At 67.7% G+C, this 19,498-nt stretch carries 19 protein-coding genes and 1 tRNA gene; 9 read left to right on the top strand and 11 right to left on the bottom strand.

Translation table 11 applies throughout. The annotated features are described in order from the left end of the window. Positions 1 to 162: 162 nt before the first annotated feature. The 5 genes from AC6CHY_RS11440 to AC6CHY_RS11420 form a co-directional block, all read right to left on the bottom strand. Positions 163 to 918, bottom strand: coding sequence for a GlgB N-terminal domain-containing protein (locus AC6CHY_RS11440; protein WP_498226749.1), 756 nt, complete (start codon positions 916 to 918; stop codon positions 163 to 165). 247 nt (positions 919 to 1,165) lie between these two features. Continuing rightward, positions 1,166 to 2,167 (bottom strand): 23S rRNA (guanosine(2251)-2'-O)-methyltransferase RlmB, encoded by a 1,002-nt coding sequence (rlmB, locus tag AC6CHY_RS11435; RefSeq protein ID WP_217390708.1) that lies wholly within the window; start codon positions 2,165 to 2,167, stop codon positions 1,166 to 1,168. A gap of 105 nt (positions 2,168 to 2,272) precedes the next feature. Then, on the bottom strand, positions 2,273 to 3,742 hold the full coding sequence (gene cysS / locus AC6CHY_RS11430) for a cysteine--tRNA ligase (protein WP_217390707.1): 1,470 nt from the start codon (positions 3,740 to 3,742) through the stop codon (positions 2,273 to 2,275). A 53-nt stretch (positions 3,743 to 3,795) separates the two neighbouring features. After that, entirely contained in the window at positions 3,796 to 5,067 is a 1,272-nt protein-coding gene (gene ispD, locus AC6CHY_RS11425) for a 2-C-methyl-D-erythritol 4-phosphate cytidylyltransferase (RefSeq protein WP_498226748.1), read from the bottom strand. Positions 5,068 to 5,212: 145 nt separating this feature from the next. Beyond that, positions 5,213 to 5,695: a CarD family transcriptional regulator gene (locus tag AC6CHY_RS11420; protein ID WP_105551679.1), complete on the bottom strand. Its 483-nt coding sequence runs from the start codon at positions 5,693 to 5,695 to the stop codon at positions 5,213 to 5,215. Between the two features lie 312 nt (positions 5,696 to 6,007). On the opposite strand from AC6CHY_RS11420, the gene AC6CHY_RS11415 reads away from it, so the two are divergent. Further along, positions 6,008 to 6,535 carry a hypothetical protein gene (locus AC6CHY_RS11415; protein ID WP_217390705.1) on the top strand — a complete coding sequence of 176 codons (528 nt, stop codon included), beginning with the start codon at positions 6,008 to 6,010 and terminating at the stop codon, positions 6,533 to 6,535. Between the two features lie 249 nt (positions 6,536 to 6,784). Here the strand turns inward: AC6CHY_RS11415 and AC6CHY_RS11410 are convergent, their stop codons facing one another. Both AC6CHY_RS11410 and AC6CHY_RS11405 read right to left on the bottom strand, forming a co-directional pair. Further along, complete coding sequence (locus AC6CHY_RS11410; protein WP_217390704.1) at positions 6,785 to 7,465, bottom strand: response regulator; 681 nt, start codon at positions 7,463 to 7,465, stop codon at positions 6,785 to 6,787. Further along, positions 7,462 to 8,679 (bottom strand): sensor histidine kinase, encoded by a 1,218-nt coding sequence (locus AC6CHY_RS11405; RefSeq protein ID WP_336245165.1) that lies wholly within the window; start codon positions 8,677 to 8,679, stop codon positions 7,462 to 7,464. The genes AC6CHY_RS11410 and AC6CHY_RS11405 overlap by 4 nt, the downstream gene beginning before the upstream one ends. A gap of 181 nt (positions 8,680 to 8,860) precedes the next feature. Here AC6CHY_RS11405 and phoU point away from each other — a divergent pair, with 181 nt between their 5' ends. Then, on the top strand, positions 8,861 to 9,520 hold the full coding sequence (gene phoU / locus AC6CHY_RS11400) for a phosphate signaling complex protein PhoU (RefSeq protein WP_217390703.1): 660 nt from the start codon (positions 8,861 to 8,863) through the stop codon (positions 9,518 to 9,520). Between the two features lie 207 nt (positions 9,521 to 9,727). On the opposite strand, the gene AC6CHY_RS11395 is transcribed toward phoU, so the two are convergent. Next, positions 9,728 to 10,030 (bottom strand): DUF4193 domain-containing protein, encoded by a 303-nt coding sequence (locus AC6CHY_RS11395; protein ID WP_071214863.1) that lies wholly within the window; start codon positions 10,028 to 10,030, stop codon positions 9,728 to 9,730. 312 nt (positions 10,031 to 10,342) lie between these two features. Continuing rightward, a complete protein-coding gene (locus AC6CHY_RS11390) occupies positions 10,343 to 11,086 on the bottom strand; it encodes a phosphoglyceromutase (RefSeq protein WP_217390702.1) in 744 nt (247 codons plus the stop codon). 86 nt (positions 11,087 to 11,172) lie between these two features. Here AC6CHY_RS11390 and AC6CHY_RS11385 point away from each other — a divergent pair, with 86 nt between their 5' ends. The 3 genes from AC6CHY_RS11385 (at position 11,173) to AC6CHY_RS11375 (ending at position 14,209) form a co-directional block, all read left to right on the top strand. Next, on the top strand, positions 11,173 to 12,030 hold the full coding sequence (locus tag AC6CHY_RS11385; RefSeq protein WP_217390701.1) for a class I SAM-dependent methyltransferase: 858 nt from the start codon (positions 11,173 to 11,175) through the stop codon (positions 12,028 to 12,030). Positions 12,031 to 12,095: 65 nt separating this feature from the next. Beyond that, positions 12,096 to 12,563, top strand: a complete 468-nt coding sequence (locus AC6CHY_RS11380) for an LpqB family beta-propeller domain-containing protein (protein WP_217390700.1) — start codon at positions 12,096 to 12,098, stop codon at positions 12,561 to 12,563. Further along, positions 12,560 to 14,209, top strand: coding sequence for a DUF5671 domain-containing protein (locus tag AC6CHY_RS11375; protein WP_498226747.1), 1,650 nt, complete (start codon positions 12,560 to 12,562; stop codon positions 14,207 to 14,209). The genes AC6CHY_RS11380 and AC6CHY_RS11375 overlap by 4 nt, the downstream gene beginning before the upstream one ends. A 121-nt stretch (positions 14,210 to 14,330) precedes the next feature. Here the strand turns inward: AC6CHY_RS11375 and AC6CHY_RS11370 are convergent, their stop codons facing one another. Next, a complete protein-coding gene (locus AC6CHY_RS11370; RefSeq protein WP_217390698.1) occupies positions 14,331 to 14,633 on the bottom strand; it encodes a DUF2516 family protein in 303 nt (100 codons plus the stop codon). Positions 14,634 to 14,643: 10 nt separating this feature from the next. Further along, positions 14,644 to 15,789: a trans-sulfuration enzyme family protein gene (locus AC6CHY_RS11365; RefSeq protein ID WP_498226746.1), complete on the bottom strand. Its 1,146-nt coding sequence runs from the start codon at positions 15,787 to 15,789 to the stop codon at positions 14,644 to 14,646. A gap of 104 nt (positions 15,790 to 15,893) precedes the next feature. Here AC6CHY_RS11365 and tmk point away from each other — a divergent pair, with 104 nt between their 5' ends. From tmk to AC6CHY_RS11345, 4 genes are all read left to right on the top strand, one after another. Continuing rightward, positions 15,894 to 16,568, top strand: coding sequence for a dTMP kinase (gene tmk, locus AC6CHY_RS11360; protein ID WP_498226745.1), 675 nt, complete (start codon positions 15,894 to 15,896; stop codon positions 16,566 to 16,568). Positions 16,569 to 16,570: 2 nt separating this feature from the next. Beyond that, complete coding sequence (locus AC6CHY_RS11355) at positions 16,571 to 17,719, top strand: DNA polymerase III subunit delta' (RefSeq protein WP_498226744.1); 1,149 nt, start codon at positions 16,571 to 16,573, stop codon at positions 17,717 to 17,719. 65 nt (positions 17,720 to 17,784) lie between these two features. Further along, positions 17,785 to 19,329, top strand: a complete 1,545-nt coding sequence (locus tag AC6CHY_RS11350; RefSeq protein ID WP_498226743.1) for an alpha/beta hydrolase — start codon at positions 17,785 to 17,787, stop codon at positions 19,327 to 19,329. A gap of 81 nt (positions 19,330 to 19,410) precedes the next feature. After that, positions 19,411 to 19,483 (top strand) — tRNA-Thr (locus tag AC6CHY_RS11345). The last annotated feature ends 15 nt before the right edge of the window (positions 19,484 to 19,498 follow it).

Genomic DNA, 19,498 nt, shown 5'->3' with positions numbered 1-19,498 from the left:
AACCCGCACCACCAAGGGTCCGCAAACCCCGCAAAGACGGGGAATTTCCATCCCTTGACACCAAGGAATCACTAAAACAAGCCAAAATGCTTTTTGTGAGCTGGCCCATAAAGATTACCGCTTAATGTCTGGGATTCACCGTCCCCGTCCCTGACCTAAGGTCTAGGCTTCAAACCCCTCGGGTTGGACCACACATATGGTGTCCGGATCCTCGGTCGAATAGTGGCCAACCGGATCTGCAGACTCGACCCATGTGCCGGTGGGCTCCAGGTATTCGAATCGGTACTTGGAGCCGACCGAAACGCCAGGAATAAAGATTTCCCAGATCCCACTATGGCCAAGCTGGCGCATGGCGTGGGCGGAACCGTTCCAAATATTGAAATCGCCGCAAACTCGCACGGCAACGGCCTCGTCCTGCCTGACCACGAAACCGGTGCCTTCCACGTCCCCCATGGGTGAGGAGTAGTGCTGTGGATGTGCACCGAGCAAGAGTTCCTGCACTTGCGTTCCTCCGGTACGCAGGCGATGGAGCTCCAGCTCACCCAAGCGGGGTGTATGCCGATATGGATCATCGATCACGCGGACTCCCCCGAGCTCAATGCGTTGGATCCGGTAGTCGGGAACCCTGCCAATGTCCTTGGACTCGATCAACCCCACCCAGAGGTCTCCGTGCTCGCGAAGCATGGGGACCGTGGCCGTCGCGGTCAGGATGTTGATGGCCAGGACATCGCGCTGCAGAGTCCGGACGCAAACATGCCCCAACAGGTTCAGGTGGGGCCCAAGGACCGCGTGCGGGGACTTGTCTTCTCCCCGTTCAACCGCTTCGAGGACCTCGGGTCTTACGTGCAACGGCGCTCCCAATGATTCCTCAAGCCGGTGCGGCGAATAGTCGTCGGCGTCGAGCTGCGTTGGACCCATGGCGTTTCTCCATCCCCCTCGTTGCATCGTTCCGGGGTGCCCCATCTTGCTGGTCGGCACCTGGGGTTCCGATTCACCTCACGCTATCGAGAATCGGTGGGCTTGGGAATAGCCGCCCCTGCAGAGGCCGGTGAATTAGGGCAAGGCTCGTTAACGAAGAAAGTGGTCCGACGAATCCTTGCCAGAAACGTCGAACCACTTTCATGAAATTCTAGTGCCATCCGGGCAGGGCCCGGTACACGGTGCCTTAGGCGCTTCGCTTGCGCGAAACCTCGTAAAGCGTGATGCCCACGGCCATCGATGCATTCAGCGACTCCATGGAGGAGTTGATCGGGATCGAGACGATCATGTCGCAGTTCTCGCGCACCAGGCGGGACAGGCCCTTGCCCTCGGACCCCACCACGATGCACAGCGGATCGGTGGCCAGGCCGAGATCCGGCAAGGAGACGTCGCCGTCGCCGTCCAGGCCGATGACGAATACTCCGGCTTCCTTCATGCCCTTGAGCGTGGAGGTCAGGTTGGGGGCGCGGGTGACGGGAACGCGCACGGCGGCACCGGCACTGGTCTTCCAGGCCGAAGCGGTCATGCCCACCGAGCGACGCTCGGGAACGATGACGGCGTGGGCGTTGAAGGCCGAGGCTGAACGGATGATCGCACCGAGGTTGCGCGGGTCGGTGATGCCGTCCAAGGCAATGAAGAGCGGGGCGTTCTTGACGTAGCCCTTCTTGTGCTTAGAGATGGTGGCCTTGACGGTTTCCAGCGCATCGGCGTAATCGTACGGCGGGATCTGCAGGACCAGGCCCTGGTGGATTGCCTCGTCGGTCATCCGGTCCAGTTCCGGCTTGCCGGTTTCCATTACGGGGATGCCGCGTTCGGCGGCGATCTTCAGGGATTCACGAACGCGCTCATCCATGTCGATCCGGATGGCCACGTGCAGCGCCTTGGCGGGAATGCCGGCGCGCAGCGCCTCAACGACGGAGTTGCGTCCGGTGACCAGCTCTTCGCTGCTCTTCGAGCGTCCACCGGTGCTGCGGCCGCGGGTTGCGGGGCCGCCCTTGGAGGTCCCGCGCTTGGCGGCGGAGCGCTCGGCAAGCTCCTTGTTCTTGAAGGCCTTGTGGTACGGGCGGTCCTCGGCCTTGGGCGTGGGGCCCTTGCCCTCAAGCGCCTTGCGGCCATATCCGCCGGTTCCGACGGAGGGGCCCTTCTTGCTCTTGCGTATGGCGCCGGAACGCTTCTGTGCAGCAGACATGATGGTGTATTCCTTGGATCGGGGCGGACGGCACGGCGATTTCACTCACCGCCCCGCCCATTTTAGCGACAAGGAACGCATATTCCTCGCCCTTTGTGTGGCAACTTACGCTTTCAGGCTCCAACGGGCGCCGTCCGCCGAGTCCTCAACCACGATTCCGGCCTTGGCCAGGGTGTCGCGAATGGCGTCCGAACGCGCCCAGTCCTTGGCCTCGCGGGCGGCTGCCCGGTCGGCCAATTGGGCGTCAACCAGCACCGAAAGTGCGGCGGACTGCGCGGCATCGGCAGAACCGCCGGTCTCGACGGTGTCGTCCAGGCCCAGCGTGTAGGTCATGGCCATGACCTGTTGCATGGCTTCGTCGGCCACCTCGAGGTCGCCGGCGGCCAGCGCGGTGTTGCCGCGGCGCACCGTCTCATGCAACGATGCCAGCGCCTGGGGCACGTTGAGGTCGTCGTTCATGGCATCGGCGAAGGCCTCGGTCACCTCGAAGTGGTGCATGTCGATCGAGAAGTCCTCGGTGGGACCCACCCCGTGGATGCGGTCCAGTGCGTTGGCCACGAAGGTGTCGATCCGCTCGATCGCGGAGGTCGCCTCGGCGAGGGATTCGGGACGGTAGTCCAGTTGGGAGCGGTAGTGCGCCTGGCCCAGGAAGTAGCGCACGGCGCGGGGGCTTGCCATTTCCAGCATCTCGGCCGGGGAGATGGTGTTGCCAACGGACTTGGACATCTTTTCGCCCTCGTAGGTGACCATGCCGTTGTGCAGCCAGAAGTTGGCGAAGTCATGGCCCGCGGCCATGGACTGCGCCATCTCGTTTTCGTGGTGCGGGAAGCGCAGGTCCAGGCCACCGCCGTGGATGTCAAAGGCGGTGCCCAGGTACTTGGTGACCATGGCCGAGCATTCCAGGTGCCAGCCCGGGCGGCCGGTGCCCCAGGGGCTGGGCCACGTGGCGGTGTCCGGGTCGGTGGCTTTCTGGCCCTTCCACAGCGCGAAGTCGCGGGGATCCTTTTTGCCGCGCGGGTCGGCATCCGGGGCGGCCTGCATGTCATCGACGTTTTGGTGCGTCAGGGTGCCGTAGGCGGGGAAGGAGCGGACGTCGAAGTAGACATCGCCCGAGCCATCCAGCGCCGGGTAGGCGTGGCCTGCCTCGATGAGCCGGGCAATAAGCTGGTGCATCTCCGGGATATGACCGGTGGCCCGGGGTTCGTAGGTCGGGCGTCGCACTCCGAGGGTGTCGTAGGCCGAGTTGAATTCCTGCTCGAAGCGGTAGGCCAGGGCGAACCAGGCTTCGCGCGCAAAGTAGTCTTCGTTTTCCTCGAAGTCCTCGGCGAAGGATGCGGCCGACTTCTCCAGGATCTTGTCGTCGATGTCAGTCACGTTGCGGACCACGGTGACCTCGAAGCCGCGGTTTTCCAGCCAGCGGGTGAGGATGTCGAAGGCGATGGCGCTGCGCACGTGTCCCACGTGCGGCATTCCCTGAACGGTCGCGCCGCAGTAGTACAGCCCGACCTTGCCCTCGGTCAGGGGAACGAAGTCCCGGGTCGCTGCCTGCTTGGTGTCGTAAAAACGGATGCTCACCAGTACAGGTTATCCGAGGCGGTCAAACACGCGGCGTGCTTCGATCGGCGTTTTCAGCGAACTGAATACACCAATGCGCTCGCGTAGGCGGTGACTCCCGCGCCCGCGCCCTCGTAGCCCAGTCCGTCGGAGGTGGTGGCGGTAACGCTGACCGGGGCGCCGGCCGCCTTGCTCAGCACCGCGTCGGCCTCCGCCCGGCGGGCGGCAAACTTGGGACGCCGGCCTACGAACTGGACGGCGACATTGCCGATCTCGAATCCCGCGGCACGTACCAGGCGTGCGGCCTCGGCCAGCAGGGTGGTGCCCGAGGCCCCGGCGTATTCGGGGCGGTCGGTGCCGAAGTGCGTGCCCAGGTCCCCGATGCCGGCCGCGGAGAAGAGCGCGTCGCAGGCAGCATGGGCAACCGCGTCCCCGTCCGAGTGGCCCGACAGGCCCTGGTCCTCGGGGAAGTGCAGCCCGGCAAGCCACATGGGGCGCTGCTCGGAAGGATCTGCGACGGCATGCACGTCGATGCCGATGCCGGTGCGCGGAATCAGCGGAGCAGGATGGTCGCCAGTTGGCCTGGGCACGGGGGTTTCCTTTACGGGGTCTGCCGGCAGCATGGTTTCGGCCAAGGCCAGGTCGGGTTTGGTGGTGATTTTCAGGGCAGCGGCGGCGCCGGGGACCGTGTCAACGCGCTCGCCCACCATTTCCATCAGCATCGCGTCGTCGGTGATGGCCTCGGCTTCGGCCCGGTCCCATCCGGCGGCACGTTGGTGGGCCGCCAACAAGGTGGGGGCGTGGAAGCCCTGCGGGGTTTGCACAGCGCGCAACAGTTCACGGGCCGGGGTGCCCGTGACGTGCGGTTGGTCGCGGCCCGGATCCGTGGCGACCTGCTTGATGGTGTCCACCACCGGCACCACCGGAATCACCGCCCGCGCGCCGGCAAGAAGTGTGGCCGCCACCTGGCGGAAGACTGCCGGCGGGGTCAGCGCGCGGGCGGCGTCGTGGATCAGCACGCGTTCGGTCCCCGGCTCCAGGGCCGCGAGCCCGGCGCGCACCGAGTCGTTGCGGGTCGCGCCCCCGCTCACGCAGCGCGGGCGCAGCGGATGGTTCTGCGCCCGGGAGACCAGCTCCCCGCCACCGTCGGGCAGCACGGCGATGACCTGTGCGGCGCACCCTGCCAGCTGGATTTGGTCCAGCGCGCGCTCCAGCAAGGATCGGCCGCCCAGCGGCACCAGCGCCTTGGGGATGCCGTAACCCAGCCGGGTCCCGGACCCTGCGGCAACCACGATGATGGCCGTCTGTTGGATCTCTTGCTCGCTAAACGAAGTTGGGGCACTCACGCCCTCCAGCCTAGCGGTGATCCGCACCGGTCCGCCGACTCGCCGGAGTCGGCGAACCGGTGGGTTAAATGCCGGTGGGGGTCCGAAACGCCTTGCGGCACCTCGGACCCCCACCGGGGTTCAAACCAACTAGAACTCGTGGCTACTACGAGGCCAAGACCTCGTCGAGCACGCTCTCGGCCTTTTCCTCGTCCAGTTTCTTGGCCAGTGCCAATTCGCTGATCAGGATCTGCCGGGCCTTTGCAAGCATGCGCTTTTCGCCTGCGGAAAGGCCACGGTCGTTATCGCGGCGCCACAGGTCGCGAACGACCTCTGCAACCTTGATGACGTCGCCGGAAGCAAGCTTTTCCAGGTTTGCCTTGTAACGGCGCGACCAGTTGGTAGGCTCTTCTGTAAACTCGGCCCGCAACACGTCGAAGACGTGGTCCAGGCCCTCCTGACCAACTACATCGCGCACACCAACGAGATCGACATTTTCTGCCGGAACCTCGATGGTCAGATCACCTTGGGCAACCTTAAGCTTGAGATACATCTTCTCTTCGCCCTTGATGGTGCGCATTTTGATCTCTTCGATCATTGCTGCACCGTGGTGCGGGTAGACAACTGTCTCGCCAACCTCAAAAACCATGTGGATAAACCCCTTTCCCACTACCCAGTTTACCACGATTGTTTGGCAAATTGATTCGGGGGGCTCCCCTACTCCCTTGTAATGGCGGGGTTTTGGGTCTTCCCAAGCGGCCGATCTCCTGCTATGCAAAGCAGTCATTTCGGGTTGTTTCAGGGCTGTGATCAGCGCATTGATGACACTTACGCCGGTGGCCGAATCATACATTCGGGGCAAAACCCATTAGGCTAGGGGGCGAGAGTGGCTCCCTCGGGTGCATCCCGTGTGCCCACGAGCTCACCCGAACTCGAACCTGATTGAGGAGTTTGTGCCGTGATGACCGCACATAAGTACCGTGGACGCCGCGTCGTTGCCGCAGCAGCCCTGGCCATGTTGTCCCTTGGCGTCACCAGCTGTGGCGCCATCAACGAACAGGCGACGACCTTCCAGTACGCCGCTTCCGACGGAATCGTTCTGAACGTCGGCGACCTCGAAGTCCGCAACCTGATGCTCGTCACCAAGAGCGCCACCGACGAGGCCCGACTGCTCGGCTCCCTGGTCAACAGCACCAAGGAAGCCCAGACCCTGGACCTGACCCTTTCGAGCGGTTCTGTCAGCATCAAGATTCCGGCCAAGAGCGTCGTGAACCTTGAAAAGTCCGAGAACGAGAAGACCGTTCCCTCCGCCGGCGTGCTGCCCGGCGCCCAGGCCGAGGCCACCCTGGCCGTTGGCTCCGGCTCCCAGCAAGTCCGCATCCCGGTCGTTGACGGAACCCTCAAGGAATACCGCGAGTTCGTCCCGGGCGGCTTTGACGAGAAGAGCCTCGAGCACCTGGCCCCCGCGGAGAAGCCCGCGGCACACTAAGGCGGCTTCGGCGCCGAGGCGTCGACGAATTAGAACCCAAACAGCAAGGGCGATGGACCTGGAGAATTCTCCGGCCCCATCGCCCTTGCTCTTGCAATATCGGCTGCCCAAGCCGCAAGTTCGCCTGCGAGCCATCCTCACGCGCCTTCCGGAAAACCAGGTCGCGACAGCCAGCAAAAAACGGGCCCGCGGGGAGTCATTGCTGACGCCCCGCGGGCCCGTTGCGGTATTGCCCTCGGGCGGCCGCCGCTATGCCTCGAACTTGTAACCCAGCCCCCGCACCGTGACCAGGTGCACCGGGGTCGCCGGCTCCGGTTCGATCTTCGAACGCAGGCGCTTGACGTGCACGTCAAGGGTCTTGGTGTCCCCCACGTAGTCCGAGCCCCAGACCCTGTCGATCAGCTGCCCGCGGGTCAGTACCCGGCCGGCGTTGCGCAGGAGCATTTCCAGCAGCTCGAATTCCTTCAGCGGCATCGGCACCTCCGAGCTGCGCACCGAGACCACATGGCGTTCCACATCCATGCGCACCGGGCCTGCCGCAACGATGTTGGACACCAGCTCGTCGCCCTCGCCCTGGCGGCGCAGCACCGCACGGATGCGGGCGACCAGTTCCCTGGAGGAGTAGGGCTTGGTGACGTAGTCGTCTGCCCCCAGTTCCAGTCCGACGACCTTGTCGATTTCCGAGTCCTTGGCCGTCAGCATGATCACCGGCACCTGGGACACCGTGCGGATCTGGCGGAACACCTCGGTGCCGGGCTGGCCCGGAAGCATCAGGTCAAGCAGTACCAGGTCGGCGCCGTGGCGCTCGAACTCGGTGACGGCGTCCAACCCGTTGTCGGCCACGCGGACCTCGAAGCCCTCCTTTTCCAGCAGGTACGTCAGCGGATCCGAAAGGGACTCCTCGTCCTCAACCAGCAAAATACGGGTCATCCCCGTCCTCCTTCCGGCAGCGCGCCAGGCGCGTGGGCCGTGTTGTGTTTGGGATCGTTCCACGCGGGAAGCGACTTGTCTTGTTCGCTGGATTCCTCGAGCATCGGCAGGCGCACCGTAAAGGTCGAGCCCTGTCCGGGCTGGGACCACAACGTGATCTCGCCGCCGTGGTTAGCCACCACGTGCTTGACGATGCTCAGGCCCAGGCCCGTGCCCCCGGTGTGGCGGGAGCGCGCCGCATCAATGCGGTAGAAGCGTTCAAAGATCCGTTCCTGCTCCTCCGGGGCGATGCCGGGGCCCTGGTCGGTCACGGAGATCTGGATCAGCCCGTCTCGCTGGCGCAGCCCCACGCCCACGGTGGTGTCCTCGGGCGAATAGCGGATGGCATTGTCGATGAGGTTGCGCAGCGCCGTCATCAGCAGGTCGCGGTCTCCGAAGACCGGCTGCTCAACGGTGCCGCCCACGGAGATCTTGATGCGCTTTTCCTCTGCCGGCAGCTTGTTGCGGTCAACCGCCTCGGCCAGGACCTCGTTGAGGTCGATGTTCTCGCCCATCAACACCACGTCGGTGCCCTGCAGCCGGGAGAGCTCGATGATGTCCTGGACGAGCGCCGCCAGGCGGGCCGATTCCTTGTGCAGCCGCGAGGTGAAGCGGCGCACTGCGGTTTCGTCGTCGGCGGCGCCGTCAATGGCCTCGGCCAGCAGGGAGATCGCCCCGACGGGGGTCTTCAGCTCGTGGGACACGTTGGCCACGAAGTCGTTGCGGACCGCGGCGGTGCGGGTGATCTCGGTGCGGTCATCGGCCAGCAGCAGGATGTATTCCTCGCCCAGCGGGGCGACCCGCACGTGGATGATCACGCTCGCTGCGCCCATGGTGCCGCGCGGGAGCTCGAATTCGCGCTCGGCAATCACCCCGTCGGCGCGGACCTTGCGGGCCAGCGTGCGCAGTTCCTCGTGGATGAGCGTGTGTCCGCGCACCAGCCCATAGGCATAGGAGGCGGGATTGGCGCGCACCACCCCGTCGACCTCATCAAGGATGACAAAGGCGCGGCCAATGACCGACAGCACTTCGGCGGAGCCCTCGGGCAGCATCGGTTCGCCGACCACGGGGAGGCCGCCGCGGGAGCGCATCGAACCGCGGTACGCCATGATGCCCACAATGCCAAGGGCCAACCCGACGAGGCCCGCAACGAGGGATAGCAAGACATCATTCACGCCTCCTAGCCTAACCGGGGATCGACCGCCCGCCCGCGCCAAACCGGCCAATGACGCGACTCATTCACGAAACGTTCACCTCGTTTCCCCGGCCGATTCACCTGGTGCTGTAACAATGGACATGAACAGTTCCGTCGTCCGTGCCGGACACGGTGACAAATCGTAGTGAAAGGACGCCCGCGTGCGTAAGGTTTTCCAGGCCGATCTGCAGCAAATCGGAGAAGAACTCATCGAGATGTCCCGGTTGGTGGCCACGGCGATGGAGCGCGCCTACGAGTCGTTTGCGAATGCGGATATCGAGTTGGCCCAGGAAGTCATTGCCGAGGACGCCAAGATCGACTTCCTGCAGAACCAGCTGGACGAGCGCGCCATCGACGTGCTGGCGCTCCAGGGCCCCGTGGCCTCGGACCTGCGCATGATCGTCGGCTCGCTGCGCATGAGCGCCTCGCTGGAGCGCATGGGAGACCTGGCCCGCCACGTGGCCCAGCTGGCCCGGCTGCGCTTCCCGCAGCAGGTGGTCCCCGAGTCCATCGCCCCCACCTTCAAGGCCATGGCGGAGCTCGACATCGCGATCGCCGGCAAGCTCGGCGAGCTGCTGGACACCCGCGACCTGGCCATCGCCCGCGAGATCATCGAGCTCAACGCCAAGATCGATGAACTGCATTCCTCCATCTTCAAGGCCGTCGCCGCACCCGAGTGGGCACATTCCGGGCCGACGACCGCAGATGTCACGCTGACCAGCCGCTACCTGGAGCGCTTTGGCGACCACGGGGTATCGGTGGCCCGCAAGGTCTCCTACCTGGTGACCGGCGAGTGGGATCCGGACATCAGCGTCTTCTAGTCCGCACGGCTTATGCGGCACCGGCTTTCCGCCGGTGTCCCCCACGCGCGATGGGCCCGCCACACGGCGGGCCCATCGCGTTTTTGCAAGTGCATCGGTCCCGGTTAAACGCCAAACCGCCACATCCGTCCCCCTCGTGCGGGCGCACGGTTTGGGGGCAATGATGCAGCGGCAGTCGTTTCAGGCGCTGGTGGGGCGCGGTGTGCCCTAGCCTTCGCAGTCGCGGCAGTACGCCACGCCGTTGGCCTCGCGCGCCAGCAGCGTGCGGTGGCGGATCAGGAAGCAGGAGCCGCAAAGGAACTCGTCTTCCTTCTGCGGAACGACCGTGACGGTCAGTTCCTCGTTCGACAGGTCGGCACCTGCCAGTTCGACACCGTCAGAGGTGTCTTCCTCGTCCAAGTCCCGGGACACGCTGCGTGCGTCTGGAGCGTTTGCGGACTTGACCGCTTCAAGGGAGGCCTTACGGGCCTCGGCTACGTCGGGCCGGACCTCGTCATAATCAGTTGCCACGAAATGCAATCCTTACGTGATTCAGGGGTACGTCGAGACGACACAGTACAGCATGAACCCGTGTGCGCAAGTCCCAATTCCGCCATTTACGCCCCCCGCGCGCGTTTTGTGACCAGTCGCATGCTCCGGACGCTCTTGACCACCGCATTTCGATGGCAAGGAACACAGTGGGATCCCCGGTCCACCCGGCACCGGATCCGCCGCTGCGATTGGTGGGCACCACGCAAAACGGGGCCGCGTTCCCGGGCCCGGTGGGGCGTGGGAACGCGGCCCCGTTTGTCCCCGCCGAGGGGATGCGGGCGCCGTGGCGGGCTAGCGGCCCTGGTTGGCCACGGCCTTGATGGCGTCGGCCGCGGCGTCCGCGTCCAGGTACTGTCCGCCGCGGGTGACCGGGGTGAAGTCCTCGTTCAGCTCGTAGACCAGCGGGATGCCGGTGGGGATGTTGAGGCCGGCGATGTCCTCGTCGCTGATGTGGTCAAGGTGCTTGACCAGGGCACGCAGCGAGTTGCCGTGTGCGGTGACCAAAACGGTCTTGTGCGCGGCCAGGTCCGGCTTGATCTCGTCTTCCCAGTACGGAAGCATGCGATCCAGGACGTCCTTGAGGCACTCGGTGCGCGGTGCGTCGTCGCCCAGGTTGGCGTAGCGCGGATCGTTGATCTGGCTGAACTCCGAGTCGTCGGCCAGGGCCGGCGGCGGGGTGTCGTAGGACCGGCGCCACTCCATGAACTGCTCCTCGCCGTATTCGGCCAGGGTCGCTGCCTTGTCCTTGCCCTGCAGCGCGCCGTAGTGGCGTTCGTTCAGGCGCCAGCTTCGCTTGACCGGGATCCAGCTCAGGTCCGCGGCCTCCAGGGCCAGGTTGGCGGTGATGATGGCGCGCTTGAGCAGCGAGGTGTGCAGCACCGCCGGGGCCAGCCTGGCCTCGGTGAGCAGCTTGCCGCCGCGGGTTGCCTCGGCACGGCCCTGCTCGGTGAGCGTGACGTCGTACCAACCGGTGAACAGGTTCTTTTCGTTCCACTCGCTTTGCCCGTGGCGCAGCAGGATCAGGGTGTAAGTCATGGATCCCATTCTAGGACGCGTGAAGTGCCTTACTTTATTCCGTGACACGCGCGGGGCGGGGCGTGCGACACTTTAGTCTTAAAGCAATGGTTCAGAAAGCGACTCGGCTCGGCGGACGGTCGCTGACCGGTCGCCCGCTGGGCAATACGACCCGCGGGACGACCAATCCCAACCGCATGCGCCGCGTGGACCGCTGGATGACCGGGCCCCAGGCCTGGCGCCTGCGCCCCGGAACCACCGGTGCACCGCCCATTGCGGTGGACCTGGGCTACGGGGCATCGCCGGCCACCGCCGTCGAGTTCTTTGACCGCGTCCGCTCCATCTCCCCCCTGGCACGCGTCGTCGGCATCGAGATCGAACCCGAACGCGTGGCCCGCGGCACCGCCCTGCAGTTGGAAGGCCTCGACTTCCTGCTGGGTGGGTTCGAGATCCCCATTGCGTCGAAGGCCACCGTGATCCGCGCCTTCAACGTGTTGCGGCAGTACGACGAGGCCGACGTGCCGGGCATCTGGAAGACCATGGCCGGGCGGCTGACCGAGCACGGCGTGCTGATCGAGGGAACGTGCGACGAGATCGGCCGGCGCAGTTCCTGGGTCGCGGTGACCAAGGACGGCCCGCAGACCCTGAGCATTTCCCTGCGCTTTGGCGCCTTCACCCGCCCCTCCGATGTCGCCGAACGCCTGCCCAAGGCCCTGATCCACCGCAACATCGCCGGCGAACGCATCCACGAGTTCCTGGCCGCGGCCGATGCCGCGTGGCTTTCCGCCGCCCCGCTGGCCACCTTCGGCAACAAGCAGCGCTTCGTGGCCATGTGCCGGGCGCTGCGCGAATCCGGCTGGCCCATCTGCGATTCCGCCTCGCGCTGGCGCATGGGCGAAATGACCGTGAAGTGGGCAGCCGTGGCCCCGCGCAGCGGGGCCCTGGCCCCGGCGGAACTAAACTAGCCAGCCCGGGATTTTCCGCGGCCGGACCGGGTGAAAACCGGGGGGTTCGGCCCCATACTTGTTCCATGGTCAAAGGTGAAGGACGGCCCGCAAGGGCATTGGTCCTGCTGCTAGTCGTCATTGCCGCACTCGTGCTCGTGTCATTGGTCGTGGTGCTTACCCGCGGCACGCCGAAACCGCTCGATGCATCCACCCCCGAAGGAGTGGTCCAGGGTTATGTCACCGCCGTCATCGGCGGCGACGAGGCCGCTGCCGCCGCCTTCCTGGATCCCGGACAGGACGCCCGGTGCAAGGGGTTCGAGTCGGTCGCCCCCGAACGGAACATCCGGGTTGCGCTGGTGTCAACGACCCAGCGCGAAACCACCGCCGACGTCGTGGTCTCCATTTCCTACACCAATGTCGGCGGGCCCTTCGGCAGTCCCGAGTACGCCAGCGAGGAATCCTTCGACCTGTCCCGCACCGGGGGCAGGTGGCTGATCTCCAGCGCCCCGTGGCCCCTGCTCGTCTGCCCGGACGGGGAGACCGCGCCATGAGCGCCCCGGACGCCGGCGGAAGCCGCGCCACTGCCCCGGCCCTGGGCACGCTGCGCCGCCTCATCCTCTATCTGCTGCTCTTCGTCCTCATCGCCCTCGCCGCCTCCGGCGTGGGCGGGCTGCTGGGCAGGTTGTTCGCCGCGTCCGGGACGATCGCCTCCGGCGATACCTCGTCGCTGGCCCTGTCCCTGGCCCTGGCCCTGGTCGGCGGGCCGCTGGGTGCCGTGGCGTACCTGGCCTCCTGGCGCCTGCTGGCCGACCCCGCCGAGCGCCGCGCCACGGCCTGGGGCATCTACGTCTCGGCCATGTACCTGGCCTCCCTGCTCACCGCTGTTTCGCTGGGCATCGGGGCACTGGCCGCCGCGGCGGGCGGGGACACCGGTTCCTGGCGGTCCTCGCTGGGCCACGGGCTGGTGTGGACGGGGGTCTGGGTGTGGCATCGGTGGATCCTGCACCACCGCGGCCGCGGCCCGGTGGCGCTGGCGAAGGTTCCGCACGTGCTGGGCACCGCCGTGGGGCTGGTGATCGGCCTGGGTGCCGCCATCGGGGTGCTCGCGGTGCTCTTCGAGCAGGCGACGGGGACCGACGGGGAGCTGGCGGCCGTTGGCGCCCCCTGGTGGCGCGCCGCCCTGGGCTTGCTGGTGTGGACCGCCGGCGGGATCCTGGTCTGGTGGTGGCACTGGGTCCGCGAAGGCACCCGCGAGCTGCGCACCCGCCTGGCCGCGGTGGGCCTGGTCGCCCTAGGCGTCGCCGGGTCCGCGATGGTGGCCCTGGGCGGCGCCGGGGTCCTGCTCTACGTGCTGCTGCGACTGGCCCTGGAGCGAACCGACCCGGTGCCGGTGCTGCTGGATCCCGCGCCCGAGGCACTGGCGGCCGCGCTGCTGGGCACGCTGTCGTGGCTGTACCACGCTCGGGTAGCCGGGACCCGGCCCGAACCGGTGCCCGCGGCCGCCGGGCTCGCCGTGTCCGGGATTGCGCTGGCCGCCGCGGCGTCCGGCCTGGGCGTCGTCGTCAACGCGGCCCTGGCCACGGCCACCACCCGGCTGGGCGGCACCGACCCCACCGAGCTGCTGCTGGCCGGCCTGAGCTCGCTGGCCATCGGCGGGCCGTTGTGGTGGTTCACCTGGCACCCGACGCGGCCGGCGGACCCGCAGGGCCGGCGGATCTACCTGGTGCTGGTCTTCGGCGCCAGCGCGGTCATCGCCCTGGTGACGCTGCTGGTCATCGGCTTCCGCGTCTTCGAGTTCATGCTGGGCGAGGCCGGCGGCGACGGGTTGCTCGAACGCGTCCGCGCGCCGCTGGGCCTGCTGGTGGCCACCGGGCTGGTGGCCGGATACCACTTTGCGCTCTGGCGGCACGCCCGCACGGCGGCGGAGCCGGCGCTGCCGTCGGCCGGGCGCGGGCCCGGGGAGGTGGTGCTGGTGGCCGGGGCCGATGCCGACGAGCTAGCCGCGGCGATCCGCGCACACACCGGAGCCGTCGTCACGGTGCTGCGGCGCCACGGCGAACCTGGCGGGCCCCTCTCCCCCGGGCAGCTGCTCGGGATCCTGGAGGGCGTCGCGGCCGAGCGCGTCCTGCTGCTGGCCGGGCCCGCCGAACGGCTTGAGGTCATCGAGCTGGCCGCCGACGCGGTCCGCCGCGCCTAGGCACGGGGCGGGGCTCCCCCGCGGCAAACAGGAATCGCGGCCCCCGTCCCTCCCTCGCAGGCGAGGGAGGGACGGGGGCCGCGATCCGGGAGCGGGGCCGGCAAACCTGCGCCGGAGCCGCCTAGTAGGAGTAGCCGCCCTTGCCGGAAACCGCCGGCTTGACGTCGGCCAGGTACACGCACGCAATGCAGGCGCCAATGAGCTGGAAGATTCCGCCGCCGCCCCCGGAGAGCACCGAGAGCACGCAGACCAGGGTAGCGGCCGCGGTCATGCCCATCCAGAAGGTCTTGGTGCGCTTGTTTTCACGCAGGTAGTTGGCGGCCGGGTGCCGCACGGCGTCAATGAGCGCCATGAGGGCCAGCACGGCAGCCACGACGCCGAGCGCGAGCAGGAGATAGTTCTCAAAGAGGTGGGCGTAGACCATGTGATTCAGCTTAGCCGCGTTGGGCCAGCGCCGCGGCCAGGTCGGCGTGCAAGTCCTCGACATTTTCGATGCCGACGCTCAGCCGCACCAGGTTCTCCGGCACCGTGCCCGGTTCACCCGGGTGGCGCCGGCGCCGCTCGGCCAGGGACTCCACCCCGCCCAGGGAGGTGGCCGGGGTCCACAGCCTCAGGGCAGCGAGCATCGCATCGGCGGCTTCCGCCCCGCCGGCGACCTCGATGGCAACGATGGCGCCGAAGCCGTCCAGCTGGGCAGCGGCACGCCGGTGCCCGGGATCGGTCGGCAGCCCCGGGTAGCGCACGCGGGAGACCGCAGGGTGCTCCGACAGGCGCCTGGCGAGTTCCATGGCGTTGGCCTCGGCCCGATCCAGCCGCAGGGCCATGGTCCGGATGCCGCGCAGCGTCAGCCAGGCCTCGAACGGCCCGGGAATCGCCCCGTGCAGCGTCCGCATGCCGTGCAGGCGGGCATGCAGCTGCGGGTCCCGGGTCACCACGGCCCCGAGGACCACGTCGGAGTGGCCGCCCATGTACTTGGTGGCCGAGTGCACCACCACGTCCGCGCCCTGCTGCAGCGGGCGCTGGCGCAGCGGGGTGGAGAAGGTGTTGTCCACCACCGTGAGCACCCCGGCCGCGCGGGCGGCGGCCAGCAGCACCGGCAGGTCCGCGACCTCGAGCATCGGGTTGGTGGGCGATTCCAGCCAGGCCATGTCCGCCCCCGCGAAGGCGGCGACGGCAGCGTCGGTGTCGGCCAAATCCACGCGCCGCACCGTGAGTCCCAGGGTTCCCTCGAGCTCGGCGACCAGCGAGAGCGAGCCGTTGTAGGCGTGCGACGGCATCACGATGGTGCCGCCGACCGGCAGCAGCGAGAGGGCCGCTGCAACCGCTGCCATGCCCGAGGCGTAGGCCAGGGCCGGGAGTTCGCAGTCCTCGAGTTGCGCGATGGTTTCTTCCAGCGGGTCCCAGGTCGGGTTGGTGAAGCGTCCATAGACCTTCTCCCCGGCGCCCGGCTCCCCCAGCGAATGGAAGGTGGAGGAGAGCACGATGGGCGGGTTCACGGGCTGGTCAACTGCATGCGGCGGGCGTCCGGCGGACACCACAACGGTGTCCGGGGCCCACGGCGCGGATTCTGGGCTGGTCATGATTTTTAGGTTACTCCCTGGCCCGGCCCGCGCCCCAGCCGATGACGCGCGCCGGCGCGCACCCGATGAGCCTGCGGCGGCCCGGTGCGGATAGGCTAGAAGGCGTGAGCAACGCGCAGCCAGACCCCGTCAACGCAGGCCGCTTCATCGTCTTCGAGGGCGGTGACGGGGCAGGAAAGTCCACGCAGGCCGACCTGTTGGTCCGGGCCCTGCGCAAAAACGGGCACACCGTGCTGCACACCCGCGAGCCCGGCGGAACCCCGATCGGCGAGAAGCTGCGCTCCCTGGTCCTTGACCACGGGCAGGGCACCGTCGATGCGCGCACCGAGGCCCTGATGTATGCCGCGGCCCGCGCCGCCCACGTCGAACAGGTCATCCGCCCCGCCCTGGCCGCGGGCACCGTGGTCGTCTGCGACCGCTACGTCGATTCCTCGCTGGCCTACCAGGGCATCGGCCGGGCGCTGGGCGAGGACGCCGTGCGTGCCATCAACGATTTTGCCACCGGCGGGCTGCAGCCGGACCTGACGGTGCTGCTGGACGTGACCCCGGCCGACGGCCGCTCCCGCCGCACCGTCGGCGCCGACGGGCGGCCGGTGGCCGAGGACCGCCTCGAGTCCGAACCCGACGAATTCCACTCGCGCATCCGCGACGCCTTCGTGCACTTCGCCGAACGCGAACCGGCCCGCTACCTGGTCCTGGACGCAGCCACCGGGGTCGGGGAGCTGGCCTCCTCCATCGCCGAGTCCGTCGCCGCGCTGCCCGAGCGGCCGGGGGCCTAGCGGTGGATGTCTGGGACGACCTGCCGGGCCAGGACAAGGCCATCGCCGCGTTGCGCCGCGCGGTCGCCGAGGGCAATCCCGCCCACGCGTGGCTGTTCACCGGCCCCCCGGGCTCCGGCCGATCCAACGCGGCGCGCGCCTTTGCCGCCGCCCTGCAGTGCCAACGGACCGATGCGGCGGTGCGCGGCTGCGGAAGCTGCAAGGCCTGCGTGACGGTGCTTGCCGGCACGCACCCGGATGTCGCGCTGATTGCCACCGAGAAGGTCAACTACCAGATCGAGGACGTCCGGACACTGATCACCAAGGCCCAGGACCGGCCCTCCACCGCGCCCTGGCGGGTGATCATCGTGGAGGACGCGGACCGGATGACCGAACGCACCACCAACGTGCTGCTCAAGTCCATCGAGGAGCCGCCCCCGCACACCATCTGGATCCTCTGCGCCCCCTCGCCGGCCGACGTGCTGGTGACGATCCGCTCGCGCTGCCGCTCGGTGTCCCTGGCCGTTCCCACCCGCGAGTCGGTGGCGGCGCTGTTGGTGCGCCGCGACGGGCTCTCCGCGGAACAGGCCGAGTTTGCCGCGCGCATCTCCCAGTCGCACATCGGCATCGCCCGGCGCCTGGCCCGGGACCCGGACGCGCGCCGCCGCCGCGACACCACGGTGCGCCTGCCGCTGCGCATTCGCAGCGTCTCGGACGCGGTCATGGCCGCGGCCGAGCTGGTGGAGCTTTCCACCGCGGAGGCCACCGCGTCCTCGACGGAACGCGCCGAGTCCGAGGCCACCGCCCTGCGCACCGCGCTGGGGCTGGAGGCCGACGCCCCGGTGCCGCCGCAGCAGCGCAGCGCGTTCAAGGCGCTGCAGGAAAACGCCAAGCGTCGTGCCCGGCGTGCCACCCACGACGCGCTGGACCGTTCGCTCATCGACATGACCACGTTCTTCCGCGATGTGCTGATGCTGCAGCTTCACGCCTCCACCGAGCTGGTCAACGACTACCTGTCCGATCCCCTGCATGCCTACGCCCATGCCTCGCGGCCCGAGGCCACGATCGCGAAGATCGATGCGATCGCCGAGGCGCGGGCGCGCATCGGCGCCAATGTGGCCCCGCTGCTGGCCATCGAGGCCATGATGGTCACGCTGCGCCCGGCCAAATAGCCTGCATTCCCCCGATCTTTTCCACCGTCAGCCGCATTGCGTCCCCCCAGGAGCCTGAAGTCCGCATGAGAGCATCCCGCCGCCGCCTGTCCGTGATTGCCACGCTGGGAGCCGTTGCCTTGCTGCTGGGTTCCTGCTCCGCTGCCACGGCCCCGGTCCTCGAATCGGCACCGGCGACCACCGCGCCCGACGCCACCGCGCCCCGGACCTCCATCCCTGCGGGCCTGGAAAAGTTTTACACGCAGGACCTGGACTGGACCTCCTGCGGAGGGGCGTTGCTGTGCACCGAGCTGAGCGTTCCCATGGACTACGCCAACCCGTCCGGGGACACCATGACCCTGGCCCTGAACAAGCGCCCCGGGGACAAGGACGCCGCCGGCTCCCTGCTGGTGAACCCCGGCGGACCGGGGGCCTCCGGGCTGGAAACCGTCCGCGAAGCGGTCCCGAGCATGTTCGGCCAGGAACTGCAGCGCGGCTTTGACGTCGTTGGCTTTGACCCGCGCGGGGTCGGTTCCTCGACGCCGGTTACCTGCGAGGATCCGGCCGAACAGGACGCCGGCCGCGCCGAGCAGTTCGACCCCGGCACGGATGCGGGGCTTCAGGAAATGCGCCGGGCGAGCGCCGAGTATGCGGCGCTGTGTGCCGAGCGGACCGGCGCCGCCCTGGGCTTTGTCGACACCGTGTCCGCCGCACGCGACCTGGACGTGATGCGCGCGGTGCTCGGGGACGCGAAGCTGAACTACCTGGGCTATTCCTACGGCACGTCGTTGGGAGCCAACTACGCCCAGCTCTTCCCCGGCAACGTCGGCCGCATGGTGCTGGACGGGGCCCTTGACCCCACGCTGGAAAACGAAGAGATCACCATGGGCCAGGCCATCGGGTTCGAGAACGAGATCCGCGCCTACATGCAGGACTGCCTGGACTCGGGCGACTGCCCGTTCACCGGCGAGCTGGAGGACGCCCTGGGGCAGTTGCGCGGGATTTTCGCCGAGGTGGAGGCCGAGCCCCTGGTCGGCAGCGACGGGCGCAGCGTGCCCATCATCGACTTCGTCAACGGATTCATCGTCCCGCTCTACGACAATTCCACCTGGCCCATGCTCACCGAGGCACTGCGCAACGTGGCCGCGGGGAACGTGGACGACATCCAGTACTTCGCCGACCTGACCGCCGGCCGCGAGGCGGACGGCAGCTACACCGGCAACGGCACCGCGGCATTCACCGCCGTCAACTGCCTGGACTACCCGATGGACGCCAACGTCCCCGCAATGCGTGCAGGCGCCCGCGACCTGGTCCAGGCCGCCCCGACCATCGGCAAGTACCTGGCCTATGGAGCCGTGGGTTGCCAGGACTGGAAGTACCCCGCCACGGGTAAGCCGGGAAAGTTGACCGCCGAGGGCGCCGCGCCCATCGTGGTCATCGGCACCACCGGCGACCCCGCCACCCCGTACGAGTGGAGCCAGGCGCTGGCCGAGCAGCTGGCATCGGCCTCGCTGGTGACCTTTGAGGGCCATGGGCACACCGCGTACGGGCGCTCCAACGGCTGCATCGCCGACGCCGTGGAATCCTATTTCCTCGAGGGCACCGTCCCGGCCGACGGATTGACCTGCTGAGGCACGTTCCCATCGAGTCGTTTTGACCGCCGAGGACAGGTTCCTATAAAGTGTTCACTTGTGGTGCTCGCGCGCCACGGTGCCTCCTTAGCTCAGTTGGTAGAGCGTTTCACTCGTAATGAAAAGGTCGCCAGTTCGATTCTGGCAGGAGGCTCGTTTCTTCGACACG

The organism is Paeniglutamicibacter sp. GQ140, assembly GCF_059759235.1.
Note: the sequence above shows the minus strand (reverse complement) of the source record. Positions and strands in the feature narration are given on the sequence as shown.